The organism is Streptomyces sp. NPDC026589 (assembly GCF_040638385.1).
Classification (GTDB): Bacteria; Actinomycetota; Actinomycetes; order Streptomycetales; family Streptomycetaceae; genus Streptomyces.
The window spans coordinates 57,685-80,629 of the sequence record NZ_JBEZYG010000019.1 but is presented as its reverse complement, the minus strand read 5'-3'; the positions used below and the strand labels follow the sequence as shown (position 1 = coordinate 80,629).

19 protein-coding genes are annotated in these 22,945 nt (G+C 71.3%); 11 read left to right on the top strand and 8 right to left on the bottom strand.

Annotated features, from left to right (window positions below):
• The first annotated feature begins 357 nt into the window (after nucleotides 1-357).
• The gene (locus tag AB0F29_RS28845; RefSeq protein ID WP_361877825.1) at nucleotides 358-1,143 is read left to right on the top strand and encodes an SAM-dependent methyltransferase; all 786 of its coding nucleotides are present in this window, start codon (nucleotides 358-360) and stop codon (nucleotides 1,141-1,143) included.
• Nucleotides 1,144-1,224: 81 nt separating this feature from the next.
• Here the strand turns inward: AB0F29_RS28845 and AB0F29_RS28840 are convergent, their stop codons facing one another.
• The 3 genes from AB0F29_RS28840 to AB0F29_RS28830 form a co-directional block, all read right to left on the bottom strand.
• Nucleotides 1,225-2,694, bottom strand: a complete 1,470-nt coding sequence (locus AB0F29_RS28840) for a SulP family inorganic anion transporter (protein ID WP_361877822.1) — start codon at nucleotides 2,692-2,694, stop codon at nucleotides 1,225-1,227.
• A gap of 75 nt (nucleotides 2,695-2,769) precedes the next feature.
• Nucleotides 2,770-3,366 carry a carbonic anhydrase gene (locus AB0F29_RS28835; protein WP_361877819.1) on the bottom strand — a complete coding sequence of 199 codons (597 nt, stop codon included), beginning with the start codon at nucleotides 3,364-3,366 and terminating at the stop codon, nucleotides 2,770-2,772.
• Nucleotides 3,367-3,682: 316 nt separating this feature from the next.
• On the bottom strand, nucleotides 3,683-4,378 hold the full coding sequence (locus AB0F29_RS28830; RefSeq protein ID WP_361877816.1) for a class I SAM-dependent methyltransferase: 696 nt from the start codon (nucleotides 4,376-4,378) through the stop codon (nucleotides 3,683-3,685).
• A 150-nt stretch (nucleotides 4,379-4,528) separates the two neighbouring features.
• Here AB0F29_RS28830 and AB0F29_RS28825 point away from each other — a divergent pair, with 150 nt between their 5' ends.
• Complete coding sequence (locus AB0F29_RS28825) at nucleotides 4,529-4,813, top strand: hypothetical protein (protein ID WP_361877813.1); 285 nt, start codon at nucleotides 4,529-4,531, stop codon at nucleotides 4,811-4,813.
• 34 nt (nucleotides 4,814-4,847) lie between these two features.
• On the opposite strand, the gene AB0F29_RS28820 is transcribed toward AB0F29_RS28825, so the two are convergent.
• Nucleotides 4,848-6,746 carry an ABC transporter ATP-binding protein gene (locus AB0F29_RS28820; RefSeq protein WP_361877810.1) on the bottom strand — a complete coding sequence of 633 codons (1,899 nt, stop codon included), beginning with the start codon at nucleotides 6,744-6,746 and terminating at the stop codon, nucleotides 4,848-4,850.
• Between the two features lie 205 nt (nucleotides 6,747-6,951).
• Between AB0F29_RS28820 and AB0F29_RS28815 the strand changes: the two genes are divergently transcribed.
• Nucleotides 6,952-7,665 carry a ribonuclease H gene (locus AB0F29_RS28815; protein WP_361877807.1) on the top strand — a complete coding sequence of 238 codons (714 nt, stop codon included), beginning with the start codon at nucleotides 6,952-6,954 and terminating at the stop codon, nucleotides 7,663-7,665.
• Nucleotides 7,666-7,757: 92 nt separating this feature from the next.
• Here the strand turns inward: AB0F29_RS28815 and AB0F29_RS28810 are convergent, their stop codons facing one another.
• A complete protein-coding gene (locus AB0F29_RS28810) occupies nucleotides 7,758-8,168 on the bottom strand; it encodes an ATP-binding protein (RefSeq protein ID WP_361877804.1) in 411 nt (136 codons plus the stop codon).
• A gap of 187 nt (nucleotides 8,169-8,355) precedes the next feature.
• Here AB0F29_RS28810 and AB0F29_RS28805 point away from each other — a divergent pair, with 187 nt between their 5' ends.
• The 7 genes from AB0F29_RS28805 (at nucleotide 8,356) to AB0F29_RS28775 (ending at nucleotide 12,806) form a co-directional block, all read left to right on the top strand.
• Nucleotides 8,356-9,189, top strand: a complete 834-nt coding sequence (locus AB0F29_RS28805) for a Scr1 family TA system antitoxin-like transcriptional regulator (RefSeq protein ID WP_361877801.1) — start codon at nucleotides 8,356-8,358, stop codon at nucleotides 9,187-9,189.
• A gap of 94 nt (nucleotides 9,190-9,283) precedes the next feature.
• Entirely contained in the window at nucleotides 9,284-10,387 is a 1,104-nt protein-coding gene (locus AB0F29_RS28800) for a PP2C family protein-serine/threonine phosphatase (RefSeq protein ID WP_361877798.1), read from the top strand.
• A gap of 169 nt (nucleotides 10,388-10,556) precedes the next feature.
• Nucleotides 10,557-10,907 (top strand): metalloregulator ArsR/SmtB family transcription factor, encoded by a 351-nt coding sequence (locus AB0F29_RS28795; protein WP_361877795.1) that lies wholly within the window; start codon nucleotides 10,557-10,559, stop codon nucleotides 10,905-10,907.
• Nucleotides 10,907-11,365 (top strand): SRPBCC family protein, encoded by a 459-nt coding sequence (locus tag AB0F29_RS28790; RefSeq protein WP_361877792.1) that lies wholly within the window; start codon nucleotides 10,907-10,909, stop codon nucleotides 11,363-11,365. The genes AB0F29_RS28795 and AB0F29_RS28790 overlap by 1 nt, the downstream gene beginning before the upstream one ends.
• A 69-nt stretch (nucleotides 11,366-11,434) precedes the next feature.
• The gene (locus AB0F29_RS28785; protein ID WP_361877789.1) at nucleotides 11,435-11,971 is read left to right on the top strand and encodes a pyridoxamine 5'-phosphate oxidase family protein; all 537 of its coding nucleotides are present in this window, start codon (nucleotides 11,435-11,437) and stop codon (nucleotides 11,969-11,971) included.
• A 96-nt stretch (nucleotides 11,972-12,067) separates the two neighbouring features.
• Nucleotides 12,068-12,334 carry a WhiB family transcriptional regulator gene (locus AB0F29_RS28780; protein WP_361878024.1) on the top strand — a complete coding sequence of 89 codons (267 nt, stop codon included), beginning with the start codon at nucleotides 12,068-12,070 and terminating at the stop codon, nucleotides 12,332-12,334.
• Between the two features lie 85 nt (nucleotides 12,335-12,419).
• Nucleotides 12,420-12,806, top strand: a complete 387-nt coding sequence (locus AB0F29_RS28775; RefSeq protein ID WP_361877786.1) for a YkvA family protein — start codon at nucleotides 12,420-12,422, stop codon at nucleotides 12,804-12,806.
• Between the two features lie 103 nt (nucleotides 12,807-12,909).
• On the opposite strand, the gene AB0F29_RS28770 is transcribed toward AB0F29_RS28775, so the two are convergent.
• Complete coding sequence (locus AB0F29_RS28770; protein ID WP_361878022.1) at nucleotides 12,910-13,326, bottom strand: ATP-binding protein; 417 nt, start codon at nucleotides 13,324-13,326, stop codon at nucleotides 12,910-12,912.
• Nucleotides 13,327-14,028: 702 nt separating this feature from the next.
• Here AB0F29_RS28770 and AB0F29_RS28765 point away from each other — a divergent pair.
• Nucleotides 14,029-17,421 carry a LamG-like jellyroll fold domain-containing protein gene (locus AB0F29_RS28765; protein WP_361877783.1) on the top strand — a complete coding sequence of 1,131 codons (3,393 nt, stop codon included), beginning with the start codon at nucleotides 14,029-14,031 and terminating at the stop codon, nucleotides 17,419-17,421.
• 373 nt (nucleotides 17,422-17,794) lie between these two features.
• Here the strand turns inward: AB0F29_RS28765 and AB0F29_RS28760 are convergent, their stop codons facing one another.
• A complete protein-coding gene (locus tag AB0F29_RS28760; RefSeq protein ID WP_361877780.1) occupies nucleotides 17,795-20,146 on the bottom strand; it encodes an AbfB domain-containing protein in 2,352 nt (783 codons plus the stop codon).
• Nucleotides 20,147-20,207: 61 nt separating this feature from the next.
• Nucleotides 20,208-22,652, bottom strand: coding sequence for an RICIN domain-containing protein (locus tag AB0F29_RS28755; RefSeq protein ID WP_361877777.1), 2,445 nt, complete (start codon nucleotides 22,650-22,652; stop codon nucleotides 20,208-20,210).
• Nucleotides 22,653-22,945 lie beyond the last annotated feature (293 nt).

The following is a 22,945-nucleotide window of genomic DNA, read 5'->3' as shown; positions in this document are numbered from 1 at the left end:
CGTGCGGGAACAGGGTGACGTCAACGAGTCGGTGGGGCCCACGGCGGGGCTCAGCGGCCGAGCGTGACCTCCTGGCTCCACGCGTCGTAGCCTGCGCGCCGCCGTCCGGAGGCAGCGTGGAACAGTTCCACGGAGCCTCGGACCAGACATGGTCACCTTCATGATACGCAGAGTGACTGACGGTGGGTGGTTGGTGCCGCCGGGTTGCGCCGCGCCGCGGCCGGTGCGCCGGGCTCGCGAGCAAGGTGGCCCGCCCCCGCTGCGTGCCGCCGGACGGCGGGGTACGGTCACCCCCAGGGCCCCGGCCAGCGGGAATTCGGTCAACGGCCTTGTACGGACAGTGAGTAGAGGAGAGATATGAGCGTCGACAACGACGATTTCCGCCGCCGGATCCGGTCCGACATTCCCCACTCCGCGCGCGTCTGGAACGCGTGGCTGGGCGGCAAGGACCACTATCCGGTGGACCGGGAGCTGGCCGACGTGGTGAGCGCGGCCTACCCGCAGATGGTCGACATCGCCCGTGCGTCACGCGCTTTCCAGATCAGGGCGATCCACTACCTCGCCTCGGCGGGGGTGCGCCAGTTCCTGGACGTCGGCACCGGGCTTCCGGTGGCGAACAGCACGCACGAGGTGGCGCAGAGCATCGCACCCGAGTCGCGGATCGTCTACGTGGACAACGACCCGATCGTCCTGGCCCACGCGGAGGCGCTTTTGACCAGCGCCCCGCAGGGCCGCACGGCCTACGTGGACGCCGATCTGTCCGATGCGGACGCGGTAGTGGACGAGGCGGCCAAGACGCTCGACCTGTCCGAGCCCGTCGCGGTTCTCCTGCTCTCGACCCTGGGGCACCTCGTTCCGGCCGAGGGCATCGAGGTCGTCCAGCGGTATCTGGCCCGGATGCCGGCGGGAAGCTACCTGGTGCTCTGCGACACGGTGACGACGCCTCAGACGCTGGCCGCCCAGGAGGCGTACGCGTCGGGCGACAACCCGCCCTACCTCGTCCGGAAGCCTGAGGAGATCACCGACTGCGCCAAGGGCCTGGAGCTGGTCGAGCCGGGGTTCGTCTCGATCGACCGCTGGCGGCCCGAGGAGGACGACGCGGTGCCGGTCGACCAGTGGGGGCTCGTCGCCCGCAAGCCGTAATGACCCGGAGGGACGCCGGGCGCTCGTGTGAAGCGCCCGGCGTCCCGTGCCGCTGTCCGGGGCCGCTGCCCCGGGTCCCGGCTACCGGCGGATCGTCACCGGCTCGATCTCCGCGTTGTTGTGCCGGCGCGCCCAGTTCTCCAGGGCCACCCGGCAGGCGTGGTCGAGGTGGCGCAGGCCTGTCAGGTCCAGCTCTATGGGCTGATCCTGCGGGAGCTTCTCCAGCTGCTCCAGGATGCGGGGCAGTCGCAGGAAGGTGGCGTTCCCGGTGAGGGTCACCACGACCCGGCCGCCGGTGAGCCGACGGGTGGTGAGCTGGACGTGCGAGGTCTCCCAGGCCGACTTGACCACCGCCAGCAGCAGGCCGAGCACGACCCCCTCGAACAGGTTGGTCACGACGATCGCGATCGCGGTGATCGCCAGCAGCACGGCCTCCCCGCGGTGTTCGCGCCACAACGGGCCGAACTCCTTGGCGGGCACGAGCTTGCATCCGGCGTGGACGAGGATCCCGGCCAGCGCGGCCAGCGGGATGATTCCGACGGCGGCGGGCAGCAGCGCGGCGAAGAGCAGCAGCCACAGTCCGTGGGCGATCCGGGAGAGCGCGGTGGTCGCCCCGGCCTGGACGTTGGTGGCGCTGCGGACGATGACCGCGGTCATGGGCAGCGCGCCGAGCGCCCCGCAGATGGTGTTGCCGACGCCCTGGGCCACCAGCTCCTTGTCGTAGTCGGTGCGGGGCCCGTCGTGCATCCGGTCGACGGCCGCCGCGCTGAACAGACTCTCGGCCGAGGCGATGAGGGCGAAGGCCAGGACGGTGCCGATGACCGCCACGTCGGCGAGCCGGGCGAAATCCGCCCCGCCGGGGAGATCGATGGCCTGTAGCAGCCCGTTCACATCGGCCACGGCCGGCCGCAGACCGGCCAGGTGGGCGATGGCGGTGGCCAGGGCGACCGCGGCGAGGGGCGCCGGGACGAGGCGCACGGTCGCCGGGAGCTTCGGCCACAGCAGCAGCACGGCGACGGTTCCGGCGCCGAGGCCGAAGGCGGTGAGGGCCTCCTGGTTCGTGATGATCTCGACGGCGAGACCGGGGAGTCCGACCAGCTTGGCGAGACCGCTGCCCGGCTGTTCGGTGTCGGCCATGGCGTACACCTGGCCCAGCACGATGATCAGGCCGATGCCGCCGAGCATGCCCTGCACCACGGAGACGGAGATGGCGCGGAACCAGCGGCCGAAGCGCGCCAGGCCCAGCACCACCTGGAGCAGTCCGGCGGCCAGCACGATCGGGCCGAGCGTGCCGAGGCCGAATTCCTTGACCGCCTCGTAGACAAGCACGGTGAGTCCCGCGGCCGGTCCGCTGACCTGGAGCTTGCTGCCCGGCAGGAAGCCGACGACGAGCCCGCCGACGATGCCGGTGACCAGGCCCAGTTCGGCCGGCACTCCGGAGGCGACGGCGACACCGACGCACAGCGGCAGCGCGACCAGGAAGACGACGAGTGACGCCAGCAGGTCACGTCGTACGACGTGGGGGTTCTTGAGTTCCTTCGCGGAAATCACGATGGGTTTTCCCTTGTGGGTACGGTCGCGCCCGGCCGGGGGCCGAGCGCGCGAGCGTGGGGGGAGGGAAAACCGTCAAAGGCGGGCGAACTCGGTCCCGCGCTCCGGCCGGTGAACGCTGACGGAGCCGGTGTGCACTTCGTAGTACCAGGCGTGCAGGCCGAGGGTGCCCTCGGCGAGCCGCTCGCGCACCGCGGGGTAGCCCCGCAGGGTGTTGAGCTGGGCGAGGGCGTGGGCCTGGATCGCGAGGGGGAGGTCGTCGGGGGCGGCGGCCGGGTCCCGGCCGTCCGTGGAGTGCTCCAGCCAGTGGCGGACGGCGGGCATGGCGGAGAGGTCGTCGCCGCGGAACACGGCGCCCACGGCGCCGCAGTGGGAGTGCCCGCACACGATGATGTCGCGCACCTGGAGGGCGCGCAGGGCGTACTCGATGGTCGCGGCCTCGCCCGCGGGCCGGTCCTGCGCCGGATAGGAGGGAACGATGTTGCCCGCGGTGCGGAGTTCGAAGAGCTGACCCGGGCGGGCTCCGGTGATCAGCGAGGGGACGACACGCGAGTCGGAACACGTGACGAAGAGTGCTTCGGGGGTCTGGCCGTCCGCGAGATGTTCGAAGTGCTTTGCGTTCGCGGCGACGTGCTCGGTGAATGTCCGGGCGTGTTCTACGAGGGACTGCATGGTGGCCTGCCTCCTGCATCCGGCGGTGCCGGGGAGCGGTGTGGTCGGGTCATATTGACGAATGCTCTGTTTGTAACCGGATGAATGTTCGGAATGGTGAGGGTGCCTCACCTTGTGGTTTGCCGGATGGCGGCCACGGTGAAGCCCACTCCGATCGCTCCTTGCGGATACGACTGCACCAGAGCATAACGACCAGAACTTTGCTATCGCATTACCTTCTCGTGAAGGAACACAAATGCGCCACCCATGTCATTCATTCGGCTTGTTCTTTGTGATAGCCAATGGGTGGGGGGTGCTGCGAGGGAAGGTGGCGCCGTCAGGTGCGGCGGCCGTGCAGGAAGAGGTGCGGCTCGGGTGCGCCGGCCGGATGGTCCGGGGTGAAGAGCGTGCTGTGTTCCCACTCCACGGCGATGCCCGCCTGCGTGACCAGGGCCGTGAACTCCTCGGCGCCGAAGCTGGAGACCCGGACCGGCTGCCCCATGAAGACCGCGTCGACGCCCGCGGCGTCCACCGGCACCGTCGCGACGACCAGCAGTCCGCCGGGCCGCAGCGACCCCGCGAGCCGCTCCAGCAGCTCGCGCTGGTCACCCCGCGCCAGCTGCAGCAGCGAGAAGTACACGCAGACCGCGTCGAACTCGCCCTCGGAGAGGGGAAGATCGCGGACGTCCGCACACCGGAACTCCGCCTCCGGTACCTGCCGGGCCGCGAGCGCGGTCATCACGGGCGACACATCGACGCCCAGCACCCGGTGCCCCGCGTCCGCCAGGGCCCGTGCCGTGGGCCGGCCCGTCCCGCTGCCCACGTCCAGCACCCGGCTCCCCGGGGCCAGGCCGGCCAGCAGCCGCTCCAGCGACTCGCGGTGGGCGGCCGAAGCGGCGAAGGCCCGTTCGTACTCCGCGCCCAGCGCGTCGAACACCGCCGCGGCCGGATGTCCGGGTCCGGCGCCCGCGTCCGGAAGCCCCTGGCCGCCACGGGGTTCTCCGCTGCCACCGAGTCCCTGGCGCTCACCCATCGAGGCGATCCTTCCGTGGTCGGCGGCCGGCGGGGATCCGCGCGCCCGGCCGCTGTGAGCGTCCCCCCGGGAGCGCCTGAGTATGCCGGTCCCGCACCCCTGAGTACGTTCTCCGATGTTCCGGTTCCCGGGTCACTGTTCGATGGGCGCATGACCTCCGAAGCGCCGCGCCGCCCCCGTATCCAGCACGTCACCACCGCCGGCTCCGCCCTGGCCGTCACGCTGCTCCCGCTCGTGGTCGGCGCCCTGCTGGCCAAGACCATGGCGGCGGACCCGATGACGTCGGTGAACGCGCTCGTCACCAGTGGCGGTCACCGTCCGCGGGTGTCGCCCAAGGAGTGGCGCCGGTGCGGCGGCCACGCGCTGCGGCGGCTGCGGACCGCCGACCGGGCGTCCCTCCCGCGGCGGCACGCGCTGACGCCGTCCGGCCGGTGAGGTCCGGCCGGACGGCGTGGGGACGGGCGCCGGGTCAGCGGACCGGCTGGACCCGCTTCCTCCCCTCCGACGACGGCCGCTCGAACTGGGTGCGGTACAGCTCCGCGTACCTGCCGCCGGCCGCGAGCAGCTCGGTGTGCGTGCCGTTCTCGACGACCCGGCCCGCCTCCACCACCAGGATCCGGTCGGCGGCCCGTACGGTCGAGAGCCGGTGGGCGATCACCAGGGCGGTCCGGCCGGCCAGCGCTTCGGCCAGCGCCTCCTGGACGGCGGCCTCCGACGTGGAGTCGAGGTGCGCGGTCGCCTCGTCGAGGATCACGACCCGCTGACGGGCCAGCAGCAGCCGGGCGATGGTCAGGCGCTGGCGCTCCCCGCCGGAGAGCCGGTATCCGCGCTCGCCCACCACCGTGTCGAGCCCGTCCGGCAGCGAGGCGATCAGGCCGTCGAGCCGGGAGCGGCGCAGGGCGTCCCAGACATCGTCCTCGGAGGCGTCGGGCCGGGCGATCAGCAGGTTGGCCCGCACCGACTCGTGGAAGAGGTGCCCGTCCTGGGTGACCATGCCGAGCGTGTCCCGGATCGAGTCCGCGCTCAGATCGCGTACGTCGACCCCGTTCAGCCGCACGGCACCGGTGTCCGTGTCGTACAGCCGGGGCAGCAGCTGCGCGATCGTCGACTTGCCGGCTCCGGACGAGCCCACCAGCGCGATCATCTGGCCGGGTTCGGCGCGGAAGGAGACGTCGTGCAGGACCGTTGTGCCGCCCCGGTCGTCGAGCGTGGCGACCTCCTCCAGCGAGGCGAGGGAGACCTTGTCGGCGGAGGGGTAGCCGAAGGACACCTTGTCGAACTCCACGGAGACCGGGCCCTCCGGCACCCGGCGGGCGTCCGGCTTCTGTTCGATCAGCGGCTTCAGGTCCAGGATCTCGAAGACCCGCTCGAAGCTGACGAGCGCGCTCATCACCTCGACCCGGGCCCCGGCCAGCGCGGTGAGCGGCGCGTACAGCCGGGTCAGCAGCAGCGCCAGCGCCACGACGGCACCCGGCTCCAGGCTGCCGCGCAGGGCGTAGTAGCCGCCGAGCCCGTAGACCAGGGCCAGGGCCAGGGCGGAGACCAGGGTGAGGGCGGTGATGAACGCCGACTGGGCCATCGCCGTACGGATGCCGATGTCACGCACCCGGTCGGCGCGGGCGGCGAACTCGGCCGACTCGTCGGAAGGGCGCCCGAAGAGCTTGACCAGCGTCGCGCCGGGGGCGGAGAACCGCTCGGTCATCTGGGTGCCCATCGCGGCGTTGTGGTCGGCGGCCTCCCGCTGGAGTCCCGCCATCCGGGCCCCCATCCGGCGGGCCGGCACCACGAACACCGGGAGCAGCACCAGCGATAGCAGCGTGATCTGCCAGGAGATCGTGAGCATCACGGCGAGCGTCAGCATCAGGGTGACGACGTTGGAGACGACGCCGGAGAGCGTGTTGCTGAACGCCCGCTGCGCGCCGATCACATCGTTGTTGAGCCGGCTGACCAGGGCGCCGGTCCGGGTCCGGGTGAAGAAGGCGACCGGCATCTTCTGCACATGGTCGAAGACGGCGGTGCGCAGGTCCAGGATCAGGCTCTCGCCCAGGGTCGACGACAGCCAGCGGGTGAGCAGGCCGAGACCGGCCTCGGCGACGGCGATGAGCGCGATGAGCAGGGCGAACCGGGTGACGGTCCCGGTCTCCGCACCGTTCACGATCGCGTCGACGACTTTCCCGGCCAGCAGCGGAGTGGCCACCGCGAGCAGCGCCGTCAGGACGCTCAGAACCAGGAAGCGGTAGATCCGCCGCCGATGGGGGCGGGCGAAGACCATGATGCGGCGCAACGCCGTCCGGGAGAAGGGCCGGCGGTCCTGCTGGGCGTTCATCGCACTGTGCAGCGAATGCCACGCGGTGACTTCCATGTCCATGGGGCGCTCCGAAGTCTGACGGCCCCCGGCTTCCCCCGACGGCCTGCGGATCCCGTGGGCCGTGCGGCCCGGGTTCACTCGGAACGTTAGGACCTCAAGTTTGATTGAGGTCAAGGGTGGCGGAGTGGAGGCGCCGGAGGGCGCCCTGTCCGCGGCGGTCGCGCGGACGGTCGGAACGGTCATGCGGGGCTGGCATGATCAGGGGATGAACGATTGCGTGATCGCCGCGTGTGACGGGGCGTCGAAGGGAAATCCGGGTCCGGCCGCCTGGGCGTGGGTCGTCGCCGACGCGCAGGGGAACCCCGTGCGCTGGGAGGCCGGTCCGCTCGGCACCGCCACGAACAACGTCGCCGAGCTCACGGCGCTGGCGGAGCTGCTGGAGTCCACCGGCCCGGCGGCGCGCGTCGAGGTGCGGATGGACTCGCAGTACGCCATGAACGCCGTGACGAAGTGGCTTCCGGGGTGGAAGCGCAACGGCTGGAAGACCTCCGGTGGCAAGCCCGTCGCCAACCGTGAGCTGGTCACCCGCATCGACGCCCTGCTCGCCGACCGCTCGGTGACGTTCCGCTACGTGCCCGCGCACCAGGTGAACGGCGACCCGCTCAACGCGATCGCCGACCAGGCCGCCAGTGAGGCGGCCGTGGCCCAGAGCCCGGCCGGTACGGCGCACGGTGCCACGGCTCTGCCGGTGCCCGCGCCCGCGCGGTCCACGAAGGGGCGATCGGAGGCGTCCGGGGCGTCGGGCGGCGCGAAGGGGCGGAGTGCGGCGGGCGCGTCCCGGGGCGGGCGGTCCACCGGCACGATCGCGGCGCGCTTCGCGGGCCGGTGCCACTGCGGAAAGCCGTACGCGGCCAAGGAGCCGATCGCGAAGAACCCGAACGGCTGGGGCCACCCGGAGTGCCGCACCGCTCCCGCCTGATCACGCGAGGACATCGGGAGGAGAGGCCCGGAAGGCGGTCCGGTCGGTCGTACAAGCGTTGTGGAGATGTCGCGGCCGCGTGGTGGGCAGCCTCAGACGTCGGCCCAGACGAGGCGGCCCGCCAGTGCGGCGCGGGTGCCCCAGCGGGCCGCCAGCGCGTCGACGAGCAGGAGGCCCCTGCCGTCCTCGGCCAGGTGGTCGAGCGTGTCGTCGTCCGCGGGGCCGCCCGTCGCCCGGGACCCGGTGACCGGAAGGCCCGCCGAGTCGCCCGGGGAAGCCGGTGCCGGGATCCGGGCCCGGCCGCGGTTCCACACGCAGATGCGCACGCCGTCCGCGGAGCGCAGGAGCCGGCAGCGGATCCGCCGGGTGTTGGTGTGCCGCACGGCGTTGGTGACCAGCTCGGTCACTATCAGGGCCGCCGCCTCGGTCCGTTCGGCCGGTTCGCCCCAGGCCCGCATGGCCTCCTGGACCCGGTGCCGGGCCTCCGGAACACCCCCGGGCAATCGGGGAACCCACCAGCTGTGCGCACCTCGGTCACCTCCGGCACCTCGGACACCTCCGTCATCGGGAGCACGCTCCGCGCAACTGACTATTTCCGACATGTATGCACTCTCGACGCAAAACGCATACTTTGCAAGCGACAGAGTGTGTAGTGCTCCGCCCCGGGGCTCGACGAGGAAGGTTCCGCGCATGCGAGCCCGTTCAGGTCCCACCGTGGAGCACCGCGTTCTCGCGGTCCGCCTCCGTATGCTGCGGGAACGCGCGGGAATCAGCCTTCGGGCCGCGGCCGACGCGCTGGACGCCCACCCCGCCACCGTCCGGCGCATCGAACGCGCCGAGACCGGACTCGACGCCCGGCAGGTCGGCGAACTGCTCCGCTGTTACGGCGTTCCGCCCGCCGTGGCCGAGCCCATCATGGCCGGGCTCGGAGCCGCGAACCTGCCCGGCTGGTGGCACCGGTGGCGGGACGCGATGGACGGCTGGCAGCAGGACGTCATCGGAGTGGAGTCCTCGGCGAGCCTCGTCCGGACCTGGCACCCGGCACTGGTGCCCGAACTGCTGCGCACCCCCGCGTACGCCGCCGCGCTCTACCGTACGCAGTACCCCGAGGACACCCCCGGGCGCCGGGAGCGCCGACTCGAGCTGCTGCGGGAGCGCCGCCGCCGCATGCGCGAGCGCGGGGCCGCCCTGTGGGCCCTGTTCCCGGCAGTGGCCCTCCTTACGCGGGTCGGCGACCGGGAGACCATGGACGGGCAGCGGGCCGCGCTGGCCGAGGCGATGAAGGAACAGCACGTCACCGTCCAGGTCGTGCCCATGGACCACCCGCCGCACCCCCTGACCGGCGTACCGCCCCTGCACATCCTCCGGGTGCCCGCTCCCGAGATCGGGGACCAGGCGGTGCTGGAGACCCCGGGCGTCCGGGTCGACGTCATCGACGATCCCGAAGCCGTGATGGCCCACCGCATCCGGCTGGACGCGGCGTGCGCCGCCGCACCCGGTCCCGGGACCCCGCTGCCGGAGTGACCCGCGGGCCCGGCACGCCCGGCACGCCCGGCACGCCCGGCACGCCCGGCGCGCCCGGGATGCGGCGGGCTCCGGCGCCGTACAGCGTGGGGGAGTGGTGCAGCCGCGCAGGGCCAAGTGGATCCCGTTGGGGGTCGTCGTGCTGGCCGTCGTGCTGGACCTGGTGACCCCGACGGGCGTCACTTCCGCGCCCCTGCTGATGGCGGCCCCCGTCGCCGCGGCACCGCTGCTGACCCTGCGCGGCATCATCGCGATCGGCGCCCTCTCGATGGCGGTCCACGCGGGCCTCGCCTGGTACGACGGCACCTTCGGCTGGCAGCGGGGCGTCGCCAACCAGCTCACCCTTCTGGCGGTAACCATGCTGGCCGTCTTCATCAACCGCGCCCTGGAGGGCCGGGACGCCCGGACCCGCCGCGCGCGCCATATCGCCGCCGTGGCCCAGAGCGCGGTCCTGCCCAGGCCCCCCTCGCGCCTCGGCGAGCTCAGGATCGCCGCCCGGTACGTGCCCGCCGAGGACGAGGCCATGATCGGCGGTGACCTCTACGTCGTCCAGGACACCCCGCACGGGGTGCGCGTGATGGTCGGGGACGTCCGCGGGAAGGGTCTGGGCGCGGTCAGCGCGGTCTGCGCGGACCTGGGGGCCTTCCGGTACGCGGCGGACGAGGCGGAGGACCTGCCCGGCCTCGTGACCGCGCTTGAGCGGGCCCTCCTGCGTGAGGGGGGCCGACGCGGCGGCCAGGAGCAGGACGAGGGGTTCACCACCGCCCTGATCGCCGAGTTCGCCGATGACCTCGACGCCGTACGCGTTGTCAACCGGGGGCACCCCCCGCCGGTGTTGCTGGACGCGGAGGGCAGGGCCACCGTTCTCGGGCCCTCCGAGGAGGCGCCCCCGCTCGGCATGAGCGCCCTGGGGCCCTGGTCCTGCCCGGTCGACACCTTCCCGTTCCCGCCCGGCGCCACCCTCGTCTGTTACACCGACGGTGTCACCGAGGCCCGCGACGAGTCCGGGGCCTTCTACGACGCGTCCGTCCGGCTGCCCTCCCTCGTCCACCACCGCGCGCTGACCGGCGACCCGGCGACCCCGGCGCAGATCCTCCACCTGCTGATCGAGGACGTGGGGCGGCACACCGGCGGCCGGATCCAGGACGATCAGGCGCTCCTCGCCCTGCACCGGCCCCGGGCCCGCCCCTACCCGTAACGGCCGCCCCGCGTAGCCGCGCCCCGTGCGACAGCCCGCGTCGTCTGCCGCGAGAAGGGCGGATCTCCCTGGCAGGGGAGCGCCTGAGAGCACCTGAGGACGCCGCGATCAGGACATTGGTCAAGGAAGTGCTTGACCATAGAAGATATGCCGGTCCATAGTTAAGGACATGCCTAACTATGGAGGATCGCTCGACCGGGTGTTCCAGGCGCTGGCGGACGGAACGCGCCGGGCGATGGTGGAGCGCCTGGTCCGCGGACCGGTATCGGTGAGCGAACTGGCCAGGCCGCTGGAGATGTCGCTGTCGGCGGTCATGCAGCACATTCAGGTGCTGGAAGCCTGCGGGCTGGTCAGCTCCGAGAAGATCGGCCGGGTCCGCACCTGCCGCATCGAGCCGGACGTGCTGCGGACGGCCGAGGGCTGGCTTGCCGAGCAGCGCACTCCCTGGGAACGGCGCCTGGACCGGCTCGGCGACCACCTGCCCGATGATCCCGGCACACCGGAGCGAGGAAACCTGTGATGATCGACCGTTCTGTCACGCACGCCACTTTCACCCTCGAACGCCTCTACCCCGCCACGGCGGCCCGGGTGTTCGCCGCATGGGCCGACCCGAAGACGAAGGCCCGCTGGTTCTCCACGCCCGACGCCGACCATGAACTGGACTTCCGGGTCGGCGGCCGGGAGGCCAACCGCAGCCGCCCGGGCAGCAGCCCATCGCTGACGTTCGAGTCCTTGTACCGCGACATCGTCCCGAACGAGCGCATTGTCTACACCTCCGTGCTGCACGTGGGAGACGATCTCGCGGCGGCGTCGCTGACGACCGTGGCGTTCGGCCCGGCCGATGGGGGCACCCGGCTGGTCCTCACCGAGCAGGGCACCTTCCTCGACGGCCGGGAGGAGCCCTCCTGGCGGAGCCACGGCACCGGCGACTGGCTCGACGCGTTGGGCGTCGAGCTGGGTGCGGGAGGGCACGAGTGAGCCCGCGGCGCCTCCCGTCGACGAGAGCGTGTCCGACCGCATTCCCGCCCGACCCGTTGAGGAGCTTCCATGTCCGACCGTGACCCGATCACCGAGCTCGGCCCCTTCGGTGATTCCGGCGCCGACGCGACCCCTTGGCCGACCGCACTGCATGAGCTCCAGCGGGCGCGACTGTTCTGGCTGTCCACCGTCCGCCCCGACGGCCGGCCCCACGTGACTCCGTTGCTGGCCGTCTGGACCGGCGGAGCCCTGTACTTCGCCACCGGCGACCAGGAGCGCAAGGCGCGTAACCTCCACGGCAACCAGCACTGCGTCATGACAACCGGCACGAACGTCCTGGACGGTCTCGACATCACCGTGGAAGGCCGCGCCGAGTTGGTGCGCGACCCGGCAGAACGCGGCACCACCGCCGACGCCTACGAGGGCAAGTACGGCTCCCTGCTGACCAGCCCGGACGGCACCTGGCACGGCCTCGGTGACACCATCCGCGCGGGCACGGTCCAGCTGTACCGCCTCGACCCGGAGGTCGGATTCGCCTTCGGGAAGGGCAAGGCGTACAGCCAGACCCGTTACCGCTTCCACCGCCGGCCTTCCGAACGGCGGTGATGTTTGAGGCGCCGATCGTCGGTCACCCGCACGGAAGACACGTACGGCGAGCGACGTACGACGTATCGACATCGGGAGTGAGCGGAGTTGAACAGCATCGAGAACTGGCGCCTGCACGCCGCCTGCCGTGAGGAGGACCCGGACCTCTTCTTCCCCATCGGGAGCACGGGCCCCGCCGTCGTCCAGACCGAGGAGGCCAAGGCCGTCTGCCGGACCTGTCCGGTACAGGCCGCCTGCCTGGAATGGGCCCTGGAGCACAAGCAGGACTCCGGCGTCTGGGGCGGCCTCTCCGAGAACGAGCGGCGCTCCCTGAAGCGCCGCAGCCGCAGGCGGGCGGAGGCCCGGGGGCACGGCGCGGCCTGACCCGTACCGCGGTACTCCCCGGCCCGAACGGTGACACCACCGCCACAGGTTCGTGGTACGGGGAGGAATGGGTACACGATGCCCCATGGACACCACCACCGTTTGGCTCGTTCTCGGCGCCGTGGCCGTGCTGATCATGCTGGCCTCGGCCGTCGTGCTTCTGGTGCGCGTCCTCAAGGCCAGGAAGCTGCTGGTCGACGCCGGGATCCCGCTGCGCAGCAAGGCGCTGGTCTGGGCGGCCGTCATCTACACCGTGTCACCGGTCGACCTCCTGCCCGACCCCGTCTATCTGGACGACATCGGCTTCCTGCTGGTCGCCCTCCGTTCCCTCCACTCGGCGGCGTCGGCCGCCGGAGTGCGCGCGGGTGCGCGGGGGAAGAGCACTCCGGCGGAGAGCCGCCCCGACGTCGTGGGCCGAGACCGGGCCCGCGAAGCCGATCCGCGCCCCGCGGACCCCGGCCTCCTCGGCTGAACACGGGAGCCCTCTGGGAGGCTGTCCCCGGTGCCGGGCCGGGCACCGGGTCACCAGAGGCAACCGGAGGCAAGGGGCTCAGCGTGGGATGGTGGCGAGAGGCTCAGCGCGGCACGGTGGCGAGGATGACCTTGCCGCCGTTCGCCGCATCGCGGACCCGTACATCCTGAGCCAGCCGCTGGACCATCGGCCAGCCGAATCCGCCGGTCATGCCGGTCAGATCGGGCGTCCGGTCCTGCGGGTGCGCCGGGCTCGGGTCGGTGACGCGGACGTGGACGCCCCGGCCGTCGGCGGTCAGCCACAGCGCGGTGACGGCCCCCGCATGCAGGACGGCGTTGGTGACCAGCTCCGACACGAGGATCAGAAGGTTCTGGACCGTGTGCGAGGTCGGCGCCGGGTGCAGCCGTGCCACGAAGGCGCTGACCGCGTCCCGAGCGTCGGCGGCCTTCTCCGGCCGGCAGACGAAGTCGGTGCGGGTCGCGCCGTCCGGTGAAAACGTCATCAGAATGCGGTCGTTCATGGTTTCCACCCCGTCGCGTGTGCTTTCTCGTGGATTCCGGGTACCCCCGAATCGGCCTTTCATGGAAGTCGGCTGCCGGCAAGCGTCACCGCTCATGTGCCGCCCCTGATCCCCCTCGGCGTAGTGCCGGGGAAAGGGCCGGCCGGGCTCGTCGGCCCGGTGGGCGACCCGGAGGGTGTCGCCCACGCGCAGCGTGCGCCCTTTCGGTGTGCCGCGCAGCGAAGTGTTGCGGAGACCCTCGACCTCATAGGTCACCCGGGGAGCGGACTGGCTGCCGATCGGCCCTCCACCGGACCGGATCCGCACGAAATCGGTCACCACCGCATCGGCCTCGCGGTCCGGCGCGGCCCATTCGTCCAGTCCGGTGCCGAACGCGATCATCGAGGCAATCACCATCAGCAGGCCCCCGAGCCCGATGCACATCAGCCCGCCCGCCCAGGCAGCCCCCCGCTTGAGTTCCGACATGGGTGTTGCCCCCTCCACTCCGCGCGTTTTCCGAGGTCGCGTCCGTCAAACCCCGAGGTCTCCACCGCCGATGAGGCCGGGCCGGCTCCTGGTGGCGTCGGTGGGCCGTTCTCCGCGGCGAGAGCTTCCGGGCTCGGCCGCTGTCCGCCCGTCGGCCACCGAGGGGCACAGGCCAGATTTCTATCGTTGAAAATTTCGCGTGCACGACCGTTGTGCAGTGTTTGGTGTTGTGGCTCAATGTTCGACTATGTGCAGTGCCTCGCTGGTTCGAGGCACCCCCGGCTCTTCGACGAGGACGACGCCTTGAGACGACAACACCCGCGCCCCCGTGCCCTGTTCAGGGCTCTGACCTGCGCTGCGGCGCTGCTCATACCGGTCGGTGCCACCCTGGTCCCGACGGCGGCCGCCGCACCCGCCGCACCCGCCGTACCGTCCGAAGCCACCGTGAAGGCCTTCACGGCCGACGACCCGGTCACCGATGTCCACGGGCTGAAGGGCGAGTACTTCAGCATGTCCGCCCCGGGCGCCCGGGACTTCGCGGAACTCGGCGCCACCTCCCTGGAGCCCGAGATCAACTTCCCGGGGCTCACGGGGACGTTCGAGTCTGCCACCGGCAAGACCGAGCACACGACGGCCCGTTGGACGGGACAGCTGGAAGCCCCCGAGACCGGGGAGTACACCTTCTCCGCCATCGGCGACAACGGCTTCCGCCTCTCCCTCGACGGCAACGTTGTCATCGATCACTGGGAGCCGGACTGGGACAAGGAGCAGCACAGCGCTCCGATCTCCCTCAAGGCCGGGGAGAAGCACGACTTCAAGCTGGAGATGTTCCAGGACATCGGCGGCGCCAGCATGTTCCTGCGGTGGGGGAGCGACACCCTCGAGAAGCAGATCGTGCCCGAGTCCGCGTTCACCCCGCCCGCCGACTTCGAGGTCTACCCGGTCGCCCTGAGCGTCGCGAAGAACGGCAAGCGCCTCCAGGCCACCTTCCGCGACCGCGTCTCGGACTACCGGAAGGTGAAGGAGCACCTCAAGATCGAGGTCGACACCTCCCCGATGCCGGTGAAGTCGGTGAACCGGGCCTCGGACGACCCGAGGGCGCTGATCGTCGATCTCGCCGCGCCGGTCCAGAAGGACCAGCGCGTCAAGGTCGTCTACGACGGCCAGGGCGGTCTGAAGTCGGGGGCCGAGACCGTCCCGGAGATCGGCCGTACGGGCAAGAACCTCTCCACGCACCGCCTCACCACCACCTGGGGCGACAAGCTGGACAAGAACCGCCCGCTCCCGGAGTACCCCCGGCCGCAGCAGGTCCGCGACCAGTGGAAGAACCTCAACGGCCCCTGGGAGTTCGCCGGGGCCACCGAGGGGGAGCAGCCGGTCTTCGGCAAGAAGCTCGACGAGAAGATCATCGTGCCGTTCCCGGTCGAGTCCCAGCTCTCCGGCCTGGAGCGCGACGAGGACCACATGTTCTACCGCAAGCTCGTCACCGTGCCGAAGAACTGGGCGGTCGGCAAGGACAAGAGCGGAAGGGACAAGAGCGGAAGGGACAAGAACGGCAAGGGCAAGCGGCTGAAGCTCAACTTCGACGCCGTCGACTATCAGTCCACCGTCTGGGTCAACGGCACCAAGGTCGCCGAACACACCGGCGGCTACACCGGGTTCACCGCCGACATCACCGACGCGCTGAAGGGCAACGGCCCCCAGGAGATCGTCGTCGCCGTCACCGACGAGACCGGCCCGAACCAGCCCAAGGGCAAGCAGTCCACCAACCCCGGCGGCATCGTCTACACCCCGACCTCCGGCATCTGGCAGACCGTGTGGATGGAGCCGGTCGCCCCCGCCGCCATCGACTCCCTGACCACCACACCGGACATCGACACCGGCCGCCTCGCGGTCACCGTCAACTCCGCGAAGGCCTCCGCCGACGCCCGGATCACCGCCGTCGCCCGCGACCGCAGGGGCAAGGTGGTCGGCACGGTCACCGGACCGGCCAACCGCGAGCTGAGCCTGCCGGTCAAGAACCAGCACCTCTGGTCGCCGGACGATCCCTACCTGTACGACCTCGACGTCTCCCTCGCCGACGGCCGCTCCAAGGACAGCGTCGAGAGCTACTTCGGGATGCGCCAGCTGAAGATCGACAAGGTGGGCGGCTACCAGAAACTCGTCCTCAACGGCAAGCCCTTCTTCTCCCTCGCCATGCTCGACCAGGGTTTCTGGCCCGACGGGCTGTACACGCAGCCCAGCGACGCCGCCCTCACCTTCGACCTGAAGGCACAGAAGGACCTCGGCTTCAACGCCGTGCGCAAGCACATCAAGGTGGAGTCGCCGCGCTGGTACTACCACGCCGACCGGCTCGGACTGCTCGTGTGGCAGGACTTCGTCAACGCCGACATCGACAACGACACCGGCAAGAACGCCTTCCTCACCCAGGGGAAGGAGATGATGAAGCAGTTCCACAACTACCCCTCGATCAGCGGCTGGATCGTCTTCAACGAGGGCTGGGGCGAGTGGGACCGCACCGAGACCGGCAAGATCGCCGAGGACGTCAAGGCACTGGACCCGTCCCGCGTCGTCAACGCGCACAGCGGCGTCAACTGCTGCGCCTCCAAGGGCGATTCCGGCAAGGGCGAGATCATCGACCACCACGACTACGTGAACAACGACCCGGCCTTCCCGGACGACCGTCGTGCCGCGATGGACGGCGAGCACGGCGGCTTCACGCTCCGGACGCCGGGGCACATGTGGCCCGGCGCGCCCGCCAACATCTACAGCGGGGTCGCGGACAAGGCCGCCCTCACCGCGAAGTACGTCGACAACACCCGTACGTACTACCTCGCCGCCGCCGGCGCCGAGCTGTCCGGTTCCGTCTACACCCAGGTCAGCGACCTGGAGAACGAGCTGAACGGTCTGTGGACGTACGACCGTCGGGAGATCAAGGTCGACCCGAAGAAGGTCCGGGAGATCAACCGCCAGGTCATCGCCGCCGGGGCCAACGCCGGTGAGCGCGACGAGCTGAAGGGCGGCGGCTCCTGGTCGCTCGACGAGAACAAGGGCGCCACCGCCCGCGACAGCGGACCCAACGAGGCCCACCTCGCCCTGGAGGGCGGCACGTCCTGGGCGCCGGGCGTCACGGGCTCGGCACTGAACTTCGACGGTGAGGGGCAGTACGCGCAGAGCGCCGGCCCGGTCGTGGACACCACGAAGGACTACACGGTCTCCGCGTGGGCCTCACTGGACGCGGTACCGGGCAATTACGCCACCGTCGTCAGCCAGGACGGCCGGCGCACCGAGAACCCCTTCTACCTCCAGTACGGACAGGGCGCGTTCGCCTTCTCCACGCCGGGCGGCAAGCGCGCCCGCCTGGAGATCACCCCGGAGACCGGTAAGTGGTACCACCTGGTCGGGGTCCGCGAGGGCGACACGATCACGCTGTACGTCGACGGGAAGCCCGCCGCCACCGCCGAGGCCGGGCCGGCCGATGTGAGCACCGGCCCGCTCTCCGTCGGGCGGGCCCAGTACGACGGTGCCAGGGGCGACTTCTGGAACGGCTCCGTCGATCAGGTCGGGGTGTACGACAAGGCCCTGACCGCCGAGGAGGTGTCCGCACTCCACGGGCGTCAGCAGCCGTAACGCGGGAAGGACCACGGGCCCGCCTTCCTCGCGCCGGACCTCCCGGCGCGGGGAGCGGCGGGCCCCTGCAACTCTTTTCGCGCGACGCGCGGACCGGCCGTGCTGGACAGTGCGGTCGACCGTTACCCGCTCACCGGCAGGCTCCCGGCCGAGGACGTGCTGCCGGGCGACCGCCGAGTCGAACGAGCAGGCACGGCAGGACCGGAACGAGGACGTGGTCCCGGGGTCTCCGCCCCCTGAGCGCGCCCCTGACCGCTTCTGACGACGGGCGCACCCCCTCGAACACAGCCGGTCCGGCCGGGACGGAAGCCTCTCTCCGTCGCGGCCGGACCGGCGGGTCGTTCACCCGCTCATCGTCATCGGCCCCCGGGGATCACGGGGTCCAGGGCGCGTCCACCGCCCAGGTGGTGTCCTCGGCGAAGGAGACCGGACTGTCGAAGGCCCGCCCGCCGCCGGGGGTGGCGAGCCACACCTCGGAGTCGATGTGGCGCAGAAAGCTGCCGGGCAGATTGGCGCTGGTGAACCGCACCCCGCCGTTCCCCGCGACCGCGCACCAGGTGGCATCCGCCTTGAACAGTGCGGAGTTGTCGTCGGCGTCGCGCCGCACCCGGAACTCCCGGTGGCGGAGGAACTCGCCGGGATAGTTCCGGGACTCGAAGGAGTAGCAGGTGCCGTTGGCGAGACCGGGGGCGATCTTCCAGGTGGCGTCCGCCTTCAGCACCGCCGGGCTCCCGCTGTTCACCACCTCGGTGAAGGCCAGCCCGTCCGTGTGCCGCAGGTGCTTCGTCGTGTGCCCGGGGGTGGTGACCCGCAGCGACCTGTTCTGCCCGGTGGGGAGGTTCACCGGGGGTGCGGGGTTCCGGGACGCCTGGATCAGGGCCTGGTTGGCGGCCTTGACCCGGGCGGTGTCGACCTTGACCACCTGGCGGTCGTACGTCAGCAGTCCGTTCGCCTCGTTCTCCACGTCGGTGATCTCCGTGTAGACCGAGGCGGAGAGCCCGGCGGGGAGTTGGCCGATGCGGATGCTGTCGAGGAGTCCGACGAACCGGCTGTTGAGAGCCGCGATGCTCGGCTGGTCCTCGTAGCTGAAGCCGCCGCCCGGGTACCACTCGTGACCGGGCACCTTGTAGCCGAGCCCGCCGAACTCGCCCAGGACGGCGGCCCGGGTGGCGCTCGGCGGGGTGTTGCCGGGGCCGACGTAGATGTGGTGGTCGACCACGTCGCCGTTCCCGCCGTCGACCGAGCCGCAGCAGTTGACCCCGCTCATGTTGTTGACCAGGCGCGAGGGGTCCTGGGCCTTGACCTCGTCGGCGATCCGGGCCTGGTCGTACTGCCCCCAGCCCTCGTTCTGGTTGACCCACATCACCACCGACGGTGAGCTGCGGTGCTGGTCGATGATGGTGCGGTACTCAGCCTCCCACTGGGTGCGCGCGGGCCCGTCCGGCACCTTGCCCGTGTCCATCGACGGCATGTCCTGCCACACCAGCAGACCCAGCTTGTCCGCCCAGTAGAACCACCGCTGCGGCTCCACCTTGATGTGCTTGCGGACCATGTTGAACCCGAGGTCCTTGTGCGCCTGGAGGTCGTACTTCAACGCCTCGTCGCTCGGCGCGGTGTAGATGCCGTCCGGCCAGTACCCCTGGTCCAGGGTGCCGGTCTGGAAGACGAACTTCCCGTTGAGCACCGGCCGCAGGATGTTGTCCACCTTCGCCAGGCCCACCGACCGCATGCCGGTGTAGCTGCCCACGGTGTCGGTGACGGCCGAACCGTCGAGGAGGTCCGCCCGCACGTCGTACAGGAACGGGTCCTCGGGGCTCCACAGCCGGGGGTTCGGTACGGGTACGGAGATCTCCCCGCCCGCCGCGCCGGTCGCCGTGCCCACCACCGTACCGCCGGTGGAGACGGTGATCCGGGCGTTCCGGCCCGTCGCTCCCGCCGTCAGCACCTTCACCCGCAGGGTGCTGTTGCCCAGGTTCGGCGTCATGTCGAGGCGGGTGATGTGGGCGGCGGCCACCGGCTCCAGCCAGACCGTCTGCCAGATGCCGGAGGCCGCGGTGTAGAAGATCCCGCCGCCCGGGTGCGGCTTCACGTCGTTGATCCGCTGCTTGCCGACCGCCTGGCCGCCGGTCTGGCTCGGGTCGTACACGGAGACCACGACGGTGTTCGTACCCCTGTTGAGCTGCGGGGTGATGTCGTACGCGAACGAGTCGAAGCCGCCCTTGTGCGCCCCGACCTCGGTGCCGTTGACCCGGACCGTGGTCTGCCAGTCGGAGGCCCCGAAGTGCAGCTTGACCCGGCGGCCGTCCCAGTTCGCGGGGACGGTGAAGGTCCGCTTGTACCAGAGCTTGTCCATCTCGGTGATGCGCCGCTGGATGCCGGAGAGCGCGGACTCGGCGACGAACGGGACCCGGATCTGCTCCGGGAACGTGGCCGGCTGCCCGGCGTCACGGCCGGTGACGGCGAAGTCCCAGATACCGTTCAGGTTGGTCCAGTCGGGGCGGGTCAGCTGCGGGCGCGGATACTCCGGTAGCGGTTTGTCGACGGGGACCTGGTTCGTCCAAGGCGTCGTCATGGGCGCCGGCTTCGGCTCCCAGTCCACGGGCGCTGCGGCGGCAGGGGAGGTGCCGGTCCCCACGAGGGCGGTGGCCACCAGGGCGAGGAGGCCGGTGGTGGCCGATAACCTCCGCCACCAGGTGCGATGGCGGGGTACGGGTGCTGGTCGCATGGTTTTGAACATCCCTTTCATGGTTGTACGGGGAGGAGCGGGCGGTACGTCAGGGAGGGCCTCACAGGAGCCGCCACAGGTGATCGGCCGTTCCGTTGTCGTCGTACTGGACGACGTGGGCGCTGTCGGCCGTGGACATCCCGTCCACGCCCAGCACCTTGGCGGAGTGCCGGTTGCGGACGCGGTACCAGCCGTCGCCGTCCGGGACGAGCTGCCAGAGGTGGTCGGCGGTGTCGTTGTCGTCGAACTGCACGACGTGCGCGCTGTTCGCGGTGGACATCAGGTCGACGCCCAGCACCTTGCCGGAGTGCTGGTTGCGGATCCGGTACCAGCCGTCCCCGTTGGCCACCAGCCGCCAGAGGTGGTCGGCCGTCCCCGTGTCCCCGAACTGCACGACGTGGGCGCTGTTCGCGGTCGACATGCCGTCCACACCCAGCACCTTGCCCGAGTGCCGGTTCGCGATCCGGTACCAGCGGTCCGCCAGCCATGGTTCCGCGTCCGGGGCGGCCGTCGGGAACGATGTGATCCGCAGCCGGGCCGCGCCCATCGGCACCAGGGTGACCTCCTCGACCGGCTCGGCCGAACGCGCCGGACTCGCCTGGAGCGGAGCGACCACCCGCTCGTCGTCCGCCGTCCACTCCGGGACGCGGCGGGCGCGGGCGGTCATGGTGAGCGGGGTGCCCTCCAGGGTGAACGGGTTGTCGCCGGGTTCCCGGCCGGTGGAGCGGTGGCGCAGGGACGCGGCGGGGCGGTCGGTGTCCAGGACGAGGCCGTAGTTCCAGGGGCTCGTGGCGTGGACCGCGTACTCCGGGAACGTGTCGCTGCCGCCGATCCGCTCGTACCGCTCCCCGATCCGCAGGGAGTACGTGAGCGGCCCGTGGTCCACGCTGACCGAGCCGTGGTTGTCCGCCCAGGTGCGTACGGCGGTCCGCTGCGGCAGCCGCAGGGTGACCTCGTCACCGCTCGACCAGGTCCGCTCGATCCGGGTGAAGGCGGGCCCGGCGGGGGCGGTGACCCGCCGCCCGTTGACCCGGATGTCCGGGGCCGCGCACCAGGCCGGAACGCGCAGGACCAGCGGGAAGCGCAGCGGCTTCGGTGAGGTGAGGGAGAGCGTGACCGTGTCGGTGAAGGGGTAGCCGGTCTCCTCGGTGAACGTCACCTCCGTGCCGTCCGCGACCTTCGCCGTCACCTCGCTCGGCGCGTACATGGCCGCCGCGAGCCCGCCGTCCGGGGTGGCGAGCCACAGCTCCTCGGTGAAGTACGGCCAGCCCATGCCGTAGTTGTGCGGGCAGCAGCGGTACTGGTCGACGCCCGGCAGATACGCGAGCATCGCGAATCCGTTCTGGAACTGGCGGTCCCGCTTGGGCGCGTTGTCCAGGTCCACGCTGTTGGCGCAGGTGATGTAGTGCACCGCCCTGCCCGACGGATCGAGCGACGCCGGGAGCGAGTTGAACGCCAGCTCCTCGCAGCGGTCCGCCCACAGCGGGTCCCCGGTGGTCCGGGTGAGCAGCTGGTGGCTGGCCATGAACTCGACGATCCCGCAGGTCTCGAAGCCCTGGCGGGGGTCGCCGTGGCCCGGCCGGGCGTTCTCGTCACCGGCGAAGCCGCCTCCGGGGAACTGCCCGTAGGCGTCCATGGCCTTCGCGTAGGTGCCGTAGGTGTTACGCGTGTCGGTGGCCGAGCCGCTGCGCAGCGCGAACTGGGCGGGTTCCCTGAAGCCCTGTGCGATGTTGACGTTGTGCGGGTTGACCAGGTTGTCGCCCCAGTCGGCCCCGTGCCGGTGGATCTTGTCGACGAGGTCCAGGAGGAACGCGTCGCCGGTGCGGTTGTAGAGCCACATGGCGCTGTCCAGGCCGTCGCCCCAGCGCAGGGCGATCCAGCTGGTGTCGAAGGCCCCCGGGCCCTGGGCGTTCATGTAGCGGAAGAAGCGGCTGAGGAACGGGATGATCCGGGTGTCGCCGCTGTACTCCTGCCAGGAGCGCAGGGCCTGGATCAGGGGGAGGAACGGCCAGAAGTCGGGCCCGCCGTTCAGCGAGGTGCGCAGGGCCTTCGGGCCGAAGAAGCCGTCGGACTGCCCGGTGGCGAGGATCGCGTCCGTCCAGCGGCGGGTGGCGGTCAGCGCGGTCGCGTCCCCGGTGACGATCGCGAGATCGGTGTATCCGCGCAGCCAGTACGGGACTTCCTCCCAGCCGCCCCGGTCCGGGCGCACCCAGCCGGTGGCCGTGAAGTCGAGGAAGTGCGAGAACTCCTCGTACCGGCCGCACAGGCCCTCCAGTTGCAGCGTGAGCTGCCCGGCCAGCCAGCCGCGCGCGGTCACCCTGCCGGGCGGCAGCTTCAGGAACGCGGTGGGGTGCAGCGGGGCGGCGTTGGGAGAGTAGTGGCCGCCCCGGGCGGCCCGGGCCCGGTGGCGGTCGGGGGTCGCGGCGGCCGCCCACCGGCTCGTCGCGCCGGTGGCGACCGCGGTGGCCACCGCGGAGGTGATGAGCTGCCTGCGGTTCAGGGGCATCGGTGCGGCTCCTGTTCTCGGGCCCGGCCGCCTGTGCCGCGGCGGGCTCGGTGGGGGTGACCGCACGGCGCCGTGGCCGTGCGGGCGGGGCTGCTGGGCAGTGCGCTGTGCGGCTGAGGTGCGGCTGACGTGCGGCCGAGCGGTGAGCGGGATGCTGCCGGGCGTGTGGTGGGGCCGGACGGACCGGGGGCGCGGGGCAGCGGCGGTCGGCGCACGCCGCAGGCCGCCGTCGCGTAGCGGGGCGGTCGGACGCCGCTCGTTCTTCCAACGTTGGAAAACAGGTGTCCGGCGGT